Source organism: Brevibacterium epidermidis NBRC 14811 (genome assembly GCF_001570805.1).
Classification (GTDB): domain Bacteria; phylum Actinomycetota; class Actinomycetes; order Actinomycetales; family Brevibacteriaceae; genus Brevibacterium; species Brevibacterium epidermidis.
In genome coordinates, this window is record NZ_BCSJ01000003.1 from 378406 (window position 1) to 393470 (window position 15065).

Here is a 15065-nt window from a genome sequence, read left to right on the forward strand (position 1 = left end):
AGCAAGATGTTGCCTATTTAGCAGCGCTCCTTGTCCAGTGGTGTTGTCGGCTGAGACCGGCGGGCACGGGGCGGACGGTGACTGCGCGCCGATCAGTTCCTGATGACGCGATAGGTCTCGAGGCCGGGATCGACGGCGCCGCGGACGTGACCGGACGGGCTTGCCGCCACGGCCTGGAGGAAGTCGACGGTGTCGGCGGTGATCTCCTCGCCGGGCATGACATTGGGGATCCCGGGCGGGTACGCGGCCAGCGAGCTCACACTCACTCTTCCGACCGCCTCGGCGGCGGTGACGAGTTCGGAATCGGCGAAGTAGGCCTCACGCGGGGTCATCACCAGTCGCCCGGCCGTGGGCAGGGGTGGGAGGGCAACTGCCGGGCTCGTCTCCGTGGCGGAGTCTGCGGTTTCGAGGCGCAGGGTCTCCAAGGCGTCGATGAGGCGGCCGATATCCGGGGATTTTCCGATGCCGATGAGCGCGACGAGGGTGGTCGCCGTCGACATCTCGGGGAAGATGTCGAACTCCTCGGCCAGGCGCTTGCGCACCGTGTGGCCGTCGAGGCCGGTGGCGGTGATGTCGATGGGCAGGCGGAACGGGTCGATGTCGACGACGTCGGCATGGCCGAGGAATTCGCCGGACAGCAGATGATAGCGATCGGTGGCCTCGATCTGCGCACGGATGTGGCGGATGTTGTCCAGCGAATCCGTGATCGCCTCGGTCGAGGTCATGAGTGCGCGGCGGGCCAGATCGATCGAGGCCATGAGGTGTGCGTTCTCACTCGTCGAGGCGGTCATCATGAACGCGCGTGCCAGTGCCGGTTCGAGGCGACCGGCGAATTCGGTGTCGCCGAGGTGGAGCAGCGCGGACTGAGTGAGCGAGCCCGCGAGCTTGTGCGTGCTCATGATGACGATGTCGGCGCCCTGGGTGACAGGGGAGGCCGGCAGATCCGGGTGGAAGCCGAAGTGGGCACCCCAGGCGGCGTCGATGATCAGTGCCGCACCCGCTTCGTGGGCCGCCTCGGCGAGGGCTTCGACGTCGGCGACGGCGCCGAAGTAGCTCGGGGTCACGAGGTAGACGGCGGTCACCGGTTCGGGGTGGTTGCGGATGGCCTGGCGCAGGGCGTCGGGGGTGACGCCGTGGGCGATGCCGTTGACCTCGTCGACGTTGGGGCAGACGAAGCCGGGGTTGAGTCCGGCCAGCACGATGCCGTCGATGAAGCTCGAATGGGCGCTGCGCTGGGTGACCACGCCGGAGCCGAGGGTGCCGACGGCGAGTGCGGCCATGCGGTTGCCCTGCGATGAGCCGTTGGTGAGGAACCAGGTGCGGCGGGCGCCCCAGGCCTCGGCGGCCAGTTGCAGGGCTTCGTCCTTCGGGGTGTCGGCACCGAGGTCGATTCCGTCGAAGAGCGGGGGGATGTCCAGGGAGAGGGTGTGCTCGCCGAAGAATTCGGCTTGACCTGCGGAGATGCCTTCGGTCGTGCCTCCGTGTCCGGGGGTGGACAGGAACAGCGAATTGCGGTCGGCCGCGTGCGCCAGGGCTTCGGCGTAGGGCGCGCGGGACTGCGTGAGGGCGGGATGCATCGGCGACCCCGAGGAGGAGTGCGGGGCCGGGGGCATGGGGGAGTCCTGGTGCACGGTCATGCGTCCAGATTAAGGAGGCGAGCAGGTAGGAGAGAATAGCAACTTTCCTCCCTTGTTCTATAGTCAGTATTGAACTCGATGGAGGAGATCAATGGAACCACTCGATACTCGCGGGCTCACCGCTCTCCGGGCCGTCGCCGAGACCGGATCCGTCGCCGCGGCCGCTGCTCAGCTGCAGTGGAGCCAGCCGACGGTCAATCATCATCTGCGCAATCTCGAGCGCGCTCTGGGTGCCACTCTGCTCGATCGCACTCCGCGCGGATCGCAGCCGACGACGGTGGGCCGCCTCGTTGTGACCCGTGCCGTGGAGATCCTCGGTCTGTGCCAGCGCCTCGGCGCCGAGGTGTCGCTGTGGCGGGAATCCCAAGCGGTGCCAGTGCGCATCGGGGCTGTGCCGACGGTCGGAGCCCGCGTCATCCCGCGTCTGCATGATCAGCTGCAGGCTCGGCCCAGGTGGCAGACCCGAGATGAGGCGGTTGCCGGTGACCGGACCGACGTACTCACGGCGGCCCTGGACGTGACGATGGACGAGCATGCGAAGCTCGTCTCCCGACTCGAATCCGGGGACCTCGACCTCGCGTTGCTCGTGTCGACCGACCTCGACCGAACGTGGATTCCGGCGACGCTCAATGCCGCGCACCTGTATTCGGAGCGGCTGTTCCTGTGCGTTCCGAAGTCCATCGGTCCGATCAGCGTGGACGACCACGGGCGGCCGGACCTCACGGCTCTGGTCTCACAGACCTGGGCGTTCAGCATCGACCCGGGTGATGCCATCGACGAGGTCGTCCGCTCGTTCTGTCTGTCTGCCGGCTTTGAACCCCGCGTGGGGATGCGGATGGATGACTATGCGGCCATCAATCGGATGATCTCGGCCGGTTTGGCGGTGGCGATGATCCCCGAATCATCGCTGTCGACCGACCCGGACATCACCGTCATCCCGATGCCGCTCAGCGACTGCCGCCGTGACGTTCTGCTCGTCTCCCGGGCGGCACGGCCGCAGGTGCGCGTCCGCCACGATCCGATCGTCGATGCGCACAACTCCGCCATCGCCGAGGTGGTCGCCGACGTCCGCACGGTCACCCGGCAGTGGCGGTGACGCTCGGTCTCAGAGCTAGGTGAGTCGAGGTCTCACCGCGGTTTTACAGGGGGTTGAGCCGCCTTCTCACAGCGCGAGGATGGCGGGCACGGTGAGCACGGCGACGTAGTAGCCCATGAACTGGACGCCGGCGTGCATGCCGATCATCCGGTTGAACAAACCGCCGACGAGGCCGACGGTGATCGTCACACCGAGTGCCAGCAGTCCGCCTTCGTAGAGGCAGATGACGCATATGAGGGCCGCGAATCCGGCGATGATCGCCTCGTGGGAGACCGATCGCATCACCCAGGTCGCCGCCCGGTGGGCGTTCGTCATGACGAAGGGGTAGGCGATGGCGACGGCGATGACCGCTGCGATCACGGAGAAGAGTGCGAACTGACCCGTCGTGAGCAGGTCGTGGAGATTGTTCGTCGTCCCCGCCTCCGCGTCGAGAGTATAGACCGGCGGAGCATTGAACAGGGGTGCCGCCGGACCGGCGGCCATCGGCGAAAGCGGCAGCCCGATGGCGATCAGTGGAATAAGAGTTTCGGCGATATAGGTCGATTCCGTTGTTCCATTCCTGACAGTGATGACAGTCGTCAGTCGCTCATAGCCATTCTTGATTCGGCTGCCGACGACTTCGCCCATGAGCACGGCCATGGCCACGGGTGAGAACACGAAAGTTGCGCTGGTGATCGCTGCCGATCCGCTGGTGTAGGCGAGTTGTTTGCCGCTCAGAGCCTTGAACGGGTTAAGCAGTCTCCTGTCGCCTCTCGGTCGAACATCAGGCGCAAGGTTGAACGCCCGCTTGCCTTCCTGACGCATGGCCCGACGGCCGACAGGCGACATTGCGGAGAACAGGTCGAAGATGAGCGGACCGGTGGCGATTCCCAAGAAGAACGACGTCGTAAAGGTCGCTTCCTTCTGTTCCATAATGAAGGCCTGGAGTCCGACGATGAGCAGAACGAAGGGGATGAGCGCAGCAACGGCGGCTAGTTTTCCCTTTGAGGTATAGGCGACGAGGACGGCGGCAGCGATGAAGATCCACGGAGCGGCGGCACCGATCGCATCAGCGAATGGCGTGAGTACGAGAGCAAAGACAATCGACAGCGGAACTGCTATCGCAACCGATATGACACCACCAGAGATCGCCTTCTGCAAAGCGATGTGAGGGACGCCCAAAGAGCGCAGAAGCTGAGCTTCGCGCAACATGGGAACGGCGGTGGTATCCCCTGGTATGCCCAGAAGCGTAGTGGGCACAGCGTGGGAAATATGTTTGGAAATGATCGCTGCAAGGAAGAATGCGATGACGCCCGAGGGCGGAACGCCAATAAGGATCACCAAGAGCGCAAGCGGTGCAACGATGGCTGTTTCGTCTGTGCCGGAGATCAGGCCGATCCCTGTGAAGAGCACTCCGGCAAGGACCGCCATTCCAATTGCCCACAGGACGGGTTCGATGAGTTCTGCGCTCACTTCTCCCCGCCCTTCTCCTGGGCGCGAGCCTCATGATTCTCGACAAGCGCGTCGAAGAGGCCGAGGGCCCGGACCTCTTCTTGGACCGCAGGACGCAGTTCGCGGGGGTCGCCCAGGTCCCCGTATTCCTCGACGATTTCGTCGAGGATCTCCTGGCGATTTCGAGTGTCAGAATCGGATGTAGTGATGACTCGCTTGGGCTTGAACAGCACTCCTGTGATGACCGCGCCGATGATGCAACCGACGATTCCGATGAGGAGTGCATAGGAATGGCCCAGAGTCTCGTCGCCTCGGGAAGCAAAGTACTGATCTGAGATCAGGTAGGCCGGGACAGCGATCCCGACTCCGATGGCTATTCCTCCGATGAGATGTTTGGGGTCGACGGTGTCATTCCACACCTCGAGCAATTGCGGCATCATTGCCTGCCTTCTGTCGGCCGACGGCTGTCGGGAACGTGAATGATGGAACTACCGGCCGAGGACGGCCGAGGACGTTTCGGATGGAAGCGGGATGTCGAGCTGCTCGCCCAGCCACTGGCTGGCCGTCGCCACGGCTTCGAGGTCGACGCCGGTCGAGATGCCCAGGCCCTGGAGCATCCAGAGGAGGTCCTCAGTGGCCAGATTTCCGGAGGCGGTGCGAGCGAAGGGGCAGCCACCGATCCCTCCCGCCGATGCGTCGAACTGACTGACACCTGCTTGGAGCGCGGAATAGACATTCGCAAGCGCCTGGCCATAGGTGTTGTGGGTGTGCAGGGCGATCCGATCGATCGGAATCCCGGCGCCGACCAGGCTATCAAGAACCGCGGTCACATGACCGGGCGTTGCGGTCCCGATGGTATCGCCGAGTGAGATCGTCAGGCAGCCGGCATCGACGAGGCGGCGCGCAGCCGCCGCGACGTGCTCAGGGTCGACCGCGCCCTCCCAGGGATCCCCGAAGACCATGGACAGATAGCCGCGCACCCGCATGCCCGCCGCAGTCGCTGCGCGTGCCACTTCGAGGCTGCGTTCGGTGGTGTGCTGAAGTGGACCGCCGAGGTTGGCCTGCGAGAACGATTCGGTGACGCTGATGAAGACCGAGGCATCTTTCGCTCCCGCCGCGACGGCATCATCGAGACCCCGACTGTTCGGGACGAGGACGGGGAACGCGATATCGGAGTCCAGATCGAGCCCTGCGAGCACCGATCGGGTGTCGGCCATCTGCGGAACAGCCTGCGGAGAGACGAAGCTTCCGGCTTCGATGGTCTTCAGGCCGGCTTCGGAGAGCCGCCGGATCAGTTCGAGCCGGGTTGAGACAGGAAGTGTGCGTGCTTGCGACTGCAGACCATCTCGAGCGCTGACTTCGCAGACGCTGACCTCGGTCGGCAGGTTCGACGGCACGAACTGCTGTGGGAGCTGTGCCGTCATCGCGATGCACCGGAGCGGAGTTCGTCGAGGATGGACTGGACCCTGTCGAACCGGAATGCCTTCTCTTCGATGAGGCGGTCCACGATGATCGCGGTCTCCTCGGCGTTCGCTCCGGCAGAGGCAGCGAGGTTCTTCGCATGCAGAGACATGTGTCCGCGCTGCACACCCTCGGTGGCGAGAACTCGCAGTGCCGCGAGGTTCTGCGCCAAGCCGGCGGCGACGATCATCTCGGCGAGATCCTGTGCGGTCGCCACCTCGGCGATCTGCAGAGCAGTGCGCGCGGCGGGATGGACCTTGGTGGCGCCCCCGACGAGGCCGACGGGCATGGGCATCTCGAGGGTGCCGATCAGGTCGCCGTCGGCATTCCTCTCGAACGTCGAGAGAGAAGAGTATCGGCCGTCGACGAGCGCATGGGAATGCGCTCCGGCCTCGACCGCACGAGTGTCGTTGCCCGTTGCGAGGACGACCGCGGAGATGCCGTTCATGATGCCTTTGTTGTGAGTGGCCGCTCGATAGGGGTCGGCTGCGGCGAGTTCGTAGGCATGGAGGATGTTGTCGATGACCTCATTCCCGCCGAGCAGATCCCTGTCGAAGACTGCCCGTGCCCGAGACAGTCGACGGTCCGCCTTGTTGGTGAGGATGCGCAGGAGTGCGTCGCCTCCGGCGATGGCTGCCACGGCTCCGGAGACCGCCTCAGCCATCGTGTTGACCGCATTCGCCCCCATCGCGTCTCGGACATCGACGAGGAGGTGGACGAGAACGTACGTGGTCGTCCGCGCTTCGACGAGACGGACCTCGAGGCCCTTGACTCCGCCGCCGACCTCGACGAGCTTGGGGTCCTGCGCATTGGCCAGGTCGATGATCTCGGCTTGCCGTTCGAGGACACGTATCCGAGCGGCCTGCGGATCCGCCACGTTGATGAGCTGAATCTGTGCCTGCATGATGGGCTCGGTCGAACTTGTGAAGAAGCCGCCGTGCGGACGTGCCATGCGTGCTGCGTTGCTGGCGGCGGCGATGACGGAGGCCTCTTCGGTCGCCATGGGAACGAGGACGTCGGTGCCGTTGATCGTGAAGTTGGTGGCTGCGCCGAGAGGAAGCGAGAACACTCCGAAGATGTTCTCGCTGAGGTTCGCGGCATCTTCGGGGCCGAAGGCATCCGCATCGATCTGGCTGAACAGGTCGGCGTCGAGACCGGTCGAAGCCGCGACGGCTTCCCTGCGGTCATCGACCGACATGTTTCTGAAGTCGGCAATTCGGCTGTTCTCTGCCATCGTAAGTCTCCAGTCAGGTCGTCTTCGGCCGGCATCGGCCGTCAGTCGGAGTTCCTCCGCAGAGATCAGTCAACCAAGGCATCCACGAACTTGCCATGTCTCTTTCGGACATGAAATCTTCTCAGCTATAGCTCTTCCGGACATAGCGACAGCGATCTAGAGGAACGACTTCAGCTTGTCCAGACGGAGAGCGACCTGAAGGCGGAATGCCCGCTCCGGTGCCCTCCACCCCTGACCGAGTACGAGATCGGCTCTCTCCAGGCGTTGCTTGACGGTGTTGACATGCACCGACATTCGGGTCGCGGTGCTGCGGATGTTCATGCCGGATTCGAAGTACTCCCGCAGCGTCGAGAGCAGCTCGGCTGAATGGGTTCGGTCCCATCGGCGCAGCGGCCCGAGCATCCGTTCCATGAATCTCTCCACCTGCTCCGGCGCGGTGCCGAACATTGCGGTATAGGGTGCGAACTCCTCGGTGGGAAAGATTCCTTCGCTGATGCCGAGGGAATTGAGAATGCGGATGCATGACCACATTTCGTCCTCGGCGGTGCGCAGCTGCTTCCGGTCGTAATCGGTGTCGGAGATGATCACCAACGAACTGTCGAGGGCGCCCGACTCCTCGAACAGGGTGTCCAGGGTGGGCCTGTCGCGGAACACGGCGCTGGGAAGGAGCACCGTGATCCCGGGGGATCGCTGCGTCATGAGAATGCGCGGCTCGATGCGGACCAGGTGGGCGCCGAGGCGGTCATCGTTATCGCTGTCGCCCTGAATCGTCATCAGTCTCCAGGGTCCGGAGAGGCTGAAGCTGCCGATTCGGGAACGGGCCTCGAGCTCACTGAGATCACGAGTGCCGGCAATGATGTCGACTGCGAGTTCTCCACGGACTCGGTTCTCGGCATCGGCCCGGGCTTGTTCGTTCATTCGGATGAGCGCGAGCGTCTGCGCCGCCTGAGCGACGATGTTCGCGTCACCGTCCGCCGGTTCGTCGGTGAAGCGGACGAACAGTCCGCTGTGCTGTCGGCGGTGGGAAGCCACCGAGGCGACATACAGGTGCTGTCCTCCATCGACCTGTGCGCTTCGGCCCGTCGCCCGGCTGTGACTCAGCGCCGCGTGGACGTCAGCATTGTCCACCGCGATGCCGTCGAAGAATTCCTCGTCGGCGGGGAAGTTCGGAGAGCCGAGGCGTCCACTGTCGACGACGATCACGTCGGCCTGGAGCAATTTGGAGATGGCGTCGAGAACTGCGGGGACTCCTTGTCCCTGCAGGACGAGCTGCGTCAGCTGCTCCTCGACCTCGACGAGCCGTTGGAGGGTGCAGGCCTGCGCGGCTGCCGTCTCCTCGGCTTCCGCGGAGGCTTGGGCCGCCTCTGCGAGGTCTCCCATCAGCTGCGCCGTCTTCAGCACCACGGAAGCGTGGTCTGCGAGAGCTGACAGCAGGGTGATCTCGTCGGTGGTGAAGTCATGTGGATAGCGGTTGGCCGCGAAGAGTGCGCCGAGGACTTCGCCGTCGACGACCATCGGCACTCCGAGGAGTGATTCCATGCGCTCGGCCTTCACCGCGGAGTCGACGCGTCTTTCGTGAGGCAGTCGGGTCAGATCGTAGTTCGACGTCCACTGTGCGGCGCGATCACGCACGACCTGTCCGGCCAGTCCGACGCCGGGAGGCACTCGCAGTTCTTTGAGATTCGCCGAGATCGCTCCGCGACTTGCCTGAACACGTAGGTCGTCGGTCTCTGGATAGTACTGGGAGAGGTAGGCGATATCGCATCCGATGAGTGTTTGGGCACGGTCGACGAGCTTCTGCAGCAGCTTCTCGGTGTCTCGCACACGGATGAGCTCCGAGGCGCTTTCGAGCAGGGCCGAACGCTCTCGATCCTTCTGCTTCCACCGGGTCATGGTCGAAGAGAGATCGGAGAAGGAGTCGATGAGGTCGGGGTGGTGCTCGAGACCGCGGGCCAGCGCCGTGCGGTCGAGATCGACTCCGCGAGAGAGAGCTCGGACGATCTCGGCCACGGCGGCCGCGGACACGGTCCCCGATTCATCTTCGATCTCAGTCATGAGACCAGTGTCGCAGGGCTCCGTCTTCTCCGCTGCACCCGATGGCGGACGGGCGCAGCACCTGAGCGGTCGTCGCCGTCAGCCGGCTGCTACGGATCCGGCGTGTGCGGGTTCGCGCACGATGGGCAGCTCACACGTCGTCGGAGCGACCTGCCGGTAACCGGAGAGGAACGTGTCGAGACGTTCGATCGCCTCGGAGAGCACCTCGACCGACGGCAGGGTGACGAGTCGGAAATGATCGGGCTTGGGCCAGTTGAAGGCCGTGCCGTGGGAGACGAGGATCTTCTGTTCGCGCAGCAGGTCGAGGGCGAACTGCTCGTCATCGGTGATGCCGAACTTCTCGACATCGAGCTTCGCGAACATGTACAGGGCGCCGTCGGCGCGGTGGGCCGAGACCCCGTCGATCGAGTTCAGCCCCTCGTAGGCGACCTGCATCTGGTGGCCGAGGCGGCCCGTCGGCAGGATGAGGTCGTCGATCGACTGCTTTCCGCCCAGGGCCGCCTGGATAGCGTGCTGGGCCGGAACATTCGAGCACATGCGCATATTCGCAAGCAGTTTGATGCCCTCGAGGTAGCTGTGCGCTTCGTCCAGCGGCCCGGTGATCGCCAGCCAACCGGAACGATAGCCGGCGACCCGGTAGGCCTTCGACAAACCCGAGAAGGTCAGGCACAGAACGTCGTCGCCGGTGAGCGTGGCCATATTGACCAGTTCGACGCCGTTGTAGGTGATCTTCTCGTAGATCTCGTCGGAGAAGACGATGAGGCCGTGGCGGCGGGCGATGTCGGCGATCTTCTGCAGCGTCTCCTTCGAGTACACCGCTCCGGTCGGGTTGTTCGGGTTGATGACGACGATTCCGCGGGTACGTTCGGTGATCCGGGACTCGAGGTCGTCCAAATCCGGCTGCCACGCATCTTCTTCCGCGCAGCGGTAGTGGACGGGGGTGCCGCCGGACAGCGCCACCGAGGCGGTCCACAGCGGGTAGTCCGGTCCGGGCACGAGGATCTCGTCCTCCGGGTTGCACAGGGCCTGCAGACTGAGCGTGATGAGCTCGCTGACCCCGTTGCCGAGGAAGACCTCATCGGTGCCGAGATTGTGGATGCCGCGGGTCTCGTAGTACTGGACGACGGCGCGGCGGGCGGAGAGGATTCCCCGCGAGTCGGAATAGCCCTGCGTCACGGGCAGGTTCGCGGCGATGTCCTGGACGATCGCCTCGGGGGCTTCGAATCCGAAGGGGGCAGGGTTGCCGATGTTGAGCTTGAGGATCGTGTGCCCGGCGGCTTCCATCGCCTGGGCCTCTTCGAGGACGGGTCCCCGAATGTCATAGAGGACATTGGCCAACTTCGACGACTGCCTGAACATGTGAACCGAAAAACCTTTCATACGACTGCTGCTACATCCACGCTAGGACCCCCGCAGAGGTGGTTCTGACCAAACAGAGGCCCGTTTCCCAGACCTTTGCTCGGTTCGGAGGACCGTTGTGCAGACCTTTTGCAACTGGGCCACACGATACTCTGGGGAGCATGGCGGATGTGAAGCCGGGGCCCCGCCGGAGGGGGCGCCCACCTAAGGAAAGCGGCAGTGACGCTCGGACAGCGATCACCGATGCCGCTTCGGCCGAGTTCGCCGAAAAGGGCTATGACAAAGCGTCGATCCGCGGCATCGCCCGTCGTGCCCAGGTCGACTCCGCACTCGTTCACCACTATTTCGAGTCCAAAGCCGGGCTCTTCGCCGAGGTGGTCAAGCTTCCCGTGCGACCTGACCACATCGTCCGCTCGGCTTTGGACGTACCGGATGACCGCCTCGGCGAGTCTCTCGTACATACGGTGCTCAGCGCCTGGGAACGCTCGAGCGTGAAATCGATCGGGGTGACCGTTCTGCGGTCTGCGGTGAGCGACTCGGCGGCCGGCCGTCTGATCAGGCAGTTTCTGCTGCGTGAGCTCAAAGGGTCGGTGATGCGCAGGATCGAGGCCAGCGGTGTCGACAGTGCCGAGGCTGACCTGCGAGCCAGCCTCGTCCTCACTCAGATGGCGGGCGCGCTCATTTTTCGCCACGTCCTCGACCTCGAACCCCTGGCGTCGATGTCGGTCGACGATCTCACTGCACGCCTGTCGCCCGCCGTGCAGGGCCATCTCGACGGGGTCAGCGACGCGAAGTGAGCCGAACGGCTCCAGCACGATTGCGCCTCACCAGCGGTGGGGCGGCAGTCATGAAATCTCTCCCTGAGAACCCTTGACCGAAGCACCCTCGGGTGTCATATTCAGCACATGATGAATAATTCGGTGGAGGCACGAGGGCTGACGATCCGCAGGGGTCGAAAGACAGTGATCGACTCACTGGACCTCGAGTTGCCCAGGGGCGCGATCGTCGGGCTGTTGGGGCCCAGCGGCAGCGGAAAGACGACACTCATGCGGGCCGTCGTCGGGGTCCAGATCGTCGCAGGCGGACGGGTCCAGGTGCTGGGCCGACCTGCCGGATCGGCAGATCTGCGCCACCGAGTCGGCTATATGACGCAGTCGGCGAGCATCTATGACGACCTCAGCGTGCGGGCGAATCTGCGCCACTTCGCACGAGTGCAGGGCGCTCCGAAGACCGATGTCGACCGAGTCCTCGAACGCACGGACCTGACAGGGCAAGCCGATCAGCTGGCACGGACGCTCTCCGGAGGTCAGGCCAACCGAGTGTCACTGGCCGCGGCGATGCTCGGATCCCCGGACCTGTTGGTCCTCGACGAACCGACCGTGGGTCTCGATCCTGTGCTGCGCAGTGATCTGTGGGACCTCTTCCGCGGCCTCGCCGTGGAGGGAACGACGCTGCTGGTCTCGAGCCACGTCATGGATGAGGCCACACGCTGTGACCGACTGCTGCTCATGCGGGAGGGCGCGATCATCGCCGATACGACACCGCGCGATCTGCTCTCCAGCACGGGGGCCGCCTCGGCGGAAGAAGCGTTCCTCGACATCATCGAAGCGGACACGGCTGGAAGGGGATCTTCCGGGCGGAGCCGGCGATCGGGGACCCATCTGCTCTCGCGAGGCGGTCGCGTTGGCAGGGTCCGCGGCGCGGAAAAGGGAGGTCGGCGATGAACCCGATGCGCACTCTGGCGACAACGGGACGCGTCCTCGTCCAGATCCGGAATGATCCGCGCACGATCGCCCTGCTGCTCATCGTCCCGAGCCTCCTGATCGGCCTGGTGGCGTGGATCTTCGATGAGACCGAGGTGTTCGCCGATATCGGGCCGGCGATGCTTGCGCTCTTCCCGTTCATCGTCATGTTCCTCGTCACCAGCATCGCGACCCTGCGCGAACGCCGCAGCGGAACGCTCGAGAGGCTGCTGTCGATGCCGTTGGGGCGCGGTGACTTCATCCTCGGCTACACCTTGGCGTTCGGACTGCTTGCCGTCGTGCAGACGGCCGTGGCCGTCGGCTACGCGACCCTGGTGTGCGGTCTGGAGATCGAAGGGCCGGTCTGGCTGCTATTCGTCGTGGCGATCGCCGATGCGCTGCTTGGTACGGCTTTGGGCCTGCTGGCCAGCGCTTTTGCACGTACCGAGTTCCAGGTCGTGCAGTTCATGCCCGTATTCGTCTTCCCACAGATCCTCCTCGGCGGGATCTTCCTCCCGCGTGATCAGCTGCCCGATGTGCTCGAGGTGATCGGCGACTGGCTGCCGCTCTCGCACGCGATCGATGCACTGGACGCGGTGTCGACCGGTGACGAGGACACCGCCTATATCTGGCTGAGAGTGCTCTTCATCGCCTGCTGGATCGTCGGCGCCGTCATCGTCGGTTCGCTCACCCTTCGGCGTCGGACGCCGTGAGGCGGGGCGGGGCCTGGGGTGCCACGAGCTGAGGCATCAGTTCGCCGAGGACCCCATGGGCTCGGTGCGGTCACTGAGTTCGTGGGGTCGGCGACCGTCCCCGCGGACGAACGCGAGGTAGCACAGCCACAGGGCGAGAGCCCACAGCAGGCCGACCCACAGCGCCGGGCGCGAGTCGGGGACGATGCCGACCATGACCAGCACGAAGAGAATGAATGCCACGGTGAGCCAGGAACCGAGGGGCCATAAAGGCACGGGGAATTCGCTGGGCAGACGGTTCTCCCGGGTGATCGCGCGTTTCATCCGAAGGTGGGCGGCGAGGATGACCAGCCAGACCAGCAGCGTGGCGAAGGTGGCCAGTGCCCCGAGCAGGAACAGAGCCAGGTCGGGGTAGAGGTAATTGAGAAGCACTCCGACGAGCAGGGCGACGACCATGGTGATGACTGTCATCACGGGCACGCCATTGCGGGAGGTGCGGGCGAAGGACCGTGGGGCCTGCCCCTGTTCAGCCAGCCCATGGAGCATCCGGCCGGCGCCGTAGATATCGGCGTTCATCGCAGACAGCGCCGCAGTGATGAGGACGACTTGGAGGACGGCAGCGGCTGCCGTGAAACCGACGGAGTCGAAGATCGCGACGAAGGGACTGACGTCGGAGGTGATCTGGTTCCACGGCAGGATGCACATGATGACGCCGAGGGTGAGCACGTAGAACAGCAGAATGCGCACCGGCACCGAATTGATGGCTGCCGGGATCACCTTCTTCGGGTTCTGCGCCTCTCCAGCGGTGACGCCGATGATTTCGACGCCGCCGAAGGCGAACATGACAATGGTGAACGAAGTGAGCAGACCCCAGATTCCATTGGGGAAGAAGCCGCCGTGGTCGAACAGGGCCTGCGGTCCCATATGGTCGTGGTCGGCGATGCCGAAGCCGAAGATGATGATCGCGATGCCTGAGGCGATGAGGGCGATGATCGTGACGATCTTGATGAGCGCGAACCAGAACTCAAGCTCACCGAAGACCTTCACTCCGATCATGTTGATCGCGGCAATGAAGAACACTACGGCGAGCACCCAGATCCACCGCGGCACCTCGGGGAACCAGAAGCCCATGTACACGCCGATCGCGGTGGCGTCGAAGACGGCGACAAGGACCATTTCGAAGGCGAAGGTCCAGCCGACGAGGAACCCGGCGAAGGGGTGGATGTAGCGGGAGGCATACTGGCCGAAGGACCCGGAGACGGGGTGGCGGACGACGAGTTCGCCGAGGGCGCGCATGACCATGAACACGGCGGCGCCGCCGATGATATAGGCGAGCAGCACTGCCGGCCCGGCAGCTTGGATCGACTCGGAGGAGCCCATGAAGAGGCCGGTGCCGATGGCCGAGCCGAGGGCCATGAAACGGATATGGCGAGCGGTCAGGCCTCTTTTCAGGCCTGCGTTCTCCCCGTGTTCGTCAGCTGAAACCATGGGTGTCCTTGACTCTCGACTGCCCGGGGCCACCCTTCGAATCCGCGTTCTGTCTCGGCCCCACGGCCATCTCAGAATCTCATATGGACAAGGAGGTAGTAGACGGACCCCGGAGCAAAGAGTCAGAGATCACTCAAGCCGTCTGCCTGTCACTGGCGAGCATTCCGAAGATGAGGGTGTCGGTCCACTCGCCCTTCGACCACCAGTCCTTGCGCAGGTGTGCTTCCTCGCGCATGCCGATCCTGCGAGCCAACTTCGCCGAGGCTGTGTTCCGCGAGTCCATCTGTGCGAATACCCGGTGGAGGCCGTAGTGATCGAAGGCGACGTTGAGGACGGCGATGGCCGCTTCGGTGGCGAAGCCGTGGCCGCTGGCGGCCGGATCGAGGATCCAGCCGATCTCCGCTTTCTCATCACTGCCGTCTTCGAGCCACAGCGCGATATCGCCGATGACGCGTGAGCCTTCTAGGGAATAGAGACCGTCGGCAGTTTCGATGACCAGCGCCAGGGTACGGGATTCGGTCTCGAGCCCCGTGCGGGGGAGGCGTTTGGCGATCTCGGTCTCGGCCACCTTGGCGGTCCAGGGATCCTGGAGGAGGAACCGGGAGACGTCCTCACGGGAGTAGATCGGAAGGTGCGCCTCGGCGTCGGTCTCGCGATACGAGCGCAGGCGCAGTCGGTCAGTGGTCAGCGGGAGCTCGAGTGATTCCATGGGCTTACTCTGCCAGGTCGACCTGTGGGGATGACGAACGACGCCGGTGATCGGCGCGGGTTCGCCTATAAATTGTGGCGCTCGGCTTCTCCCAGCGAACGGGGAAATTGCCCTCTGCGAAGATACCGAGCACAAGCGAGTCCAGATTCGCCTCGTTGACG

General features: G+C 64.3%; 13 protein-coding genes. 4 read left to right on the forward strand and 9 right to left on the reverse strand.

Features of this window, described 5'->3' with window-relative positions:
* Positions 1-92: 92 nt before the first annotated feature.
* Positions 93-1637 carry an aminotransferase class I/II-fold pyridoxal phosphate-dependent enzyme gene (locus tag BEP01S_RS03360; RefSeq protein WP_083532495.1) on the reverse strand — a complete coding sequence of 515 codons (1545 nt, stop codon included), beginning with the start codon at positions 1635-1637 and terminating at the stop codon, positions 93-95.
* Positions 1638-1728: 91 nt separating this feature from the next.
* Between BEP01S_RS03360 and BEP01S_RS03365 the strand changes: the two genes are divergently transcribed.
* Positions 1729-2733, forward strand: coding sequence for a LysR family transcriptional regulator (locus BEP01S_RS03365; RefSeq protein ID WP_062240540.1), 1005 nt, complete (start codon positions 1729-1731; stop codon positions 2731-2733).
* A gap of 66 nt (positions 2734-2799) precedes the next feature.
* Here the strand turns inward: BEP01S_RS03365 and BEP01S_RS03370 are convergent, their stop codons facing one another.
* The 6 genes from BEP01S_RS03370 to BEP01S_RS03395 form a co-directional block, all read right to left on the reverse strand.
* On the reverse strand, positions 2800-4185 hold the full coding sequence (locus BEP01S_RS03370) for a tripartite tricarboxylate transporter permease (protein WP_062240542.1): 1386 nt from the start codon (positions 4183-4185) through the stop codon (positions 2800-2802).
* Positions 4182-4604 (reverse strand): hypothetical protein, encoded by a 423-nt coding sequence (locus tag BEP01S_RS03375; RefSeq protein WP_157070503.1) that lies wholly within the window; start codon positions 4602-4604, stop codon positions 4182-4184. Before BEP01S_RS03375 ends, BEP01S_RS03370 begins: the two co-directional genes overlap by 4 nt.
* 48 nt (positions 4605-4652) lie before the next feature.
* The gene (locus tag BEP01S_RS03380) at positions 4653-5588 is read right to left on the reverse strand and encodes a hydroxymethylglutaryl-CoA lyase (protein ID WP_062240547.1); all 936 of its coding nucleotides are present in this window, start codon (positions 5586-5588) and stop codon (positions 4653-4655) included.
* Positions 5585-6859, reverse strand: a complete 1275-nt coding sequence (locus tag BEP01S_RS03385) for a hydroxymethylglutaryl-CoA reductase, degradative (protein WP_062240549.1) — start codon at positions 6857-6859, stop codon at positions 5585-5587. Before BEP01S_RS03385 ends, BEP01S_RS03380 begins: the two co-directional genes overlap by 4 nt.
* A gap of 156 nt (positions 6860-7015) precedes the next feature.
* Positions 7016-8914, reverse strand: coding sequence for a helix-turn-helix domain-containing protein (locus BEP01S_RS03390; RefSeq protein WP_062240551.1), 1899 nt, complete (start codon positions 8912-8914; stop codon positions 7016-7018).
* 78 nt (positions 8915-8992) lie between these two features.
* Positions 8993-10273, reverse strand: coding sequence for a pyridoxal phosphate-dependent aminotransferase (locus BEP01S_RS03395; protein WP_062240553.1), 1281 nt, complete (start codon positions 10271-10273; stop codon positions 8993-8995).
* Positions 10274-10434: 161 nt separating this feature from the next.
* Between BEP01S_RS03395 and BEP01S_RS03400 the strand changes: the two genes are divergently transcribed.
* The 3 genes from BEP01S_RS03400 (at position 10435) to BEP01S_RS03410 (ending at position 12728) form a co-directional block, all read left to right on the forward strand.
* Complete coding sequence (locus BEP01S_RS03400; RefSeq protein WP_062240555.1) at positions 10435-11070, forward strand: TetR/AcrR family transcriptional regulator; 636 nt, start codon at positions 10435-10437, stop codon at positions 11068-11070.
* 108 nt (positions 11071-11178) lie between these two features.
* The gene (locus BEP01S_RS03405; RefSeq protein ID WP_083532496.1) at positions 11179-11997 is read left to right on the forward strand and encodes an ABC transporter ATP-binding protein; all 819 of its coding nucleotides are present in this window, start codon (positions 11179-11181) and stop codon (positions 11995-11997) included.
* Positions 11994-12728, forward strand: coding sequence for an ABC transporter permease (locus tag BEP01S_RS03410; RefSeq protein ID WP_062240557.1), 735 nt, complete (start codon positions 11994-11996; stop codon positions 12726-12728). The genes BEP01S_RS03405 and BEP01S_RS03410 overlap by 4 nt, the downstream gene beginning before the upstream one ends.
* A 36-nt stretch (positions 12729-12764) precedes the next feature.
* On the opposite strand, the gene BEP01S_RS03415 is transcribed toward BEP01S_RS03410, so the two are convergent.
* Positions 12765-14195 carry an amino acid permease gene (locus tag BEP01S_RS03415; protein ID WP_062240559.1) on the reverse strand — a complete coding sequence of 477 codons (1431 nt, stop codon included), beginning with the start codon at positions 14193-14195 and terminating at the stop codon, positions 12765-12767.
* Between the two features lie 133 nt (positions 14196-14328).
* On the reverse strand, positions 14329-14904 hold the full coding sequence (locus BEP01S_RS03420; protein ID WP_062240561.1) for a GNAT family N-acetyltransferase: 576 nt from the start codon (positions 14902-14904) through the stop codon (positions 14329-14331).
* Positions 14905-15065: the final 161 nt, after the last annotated feature.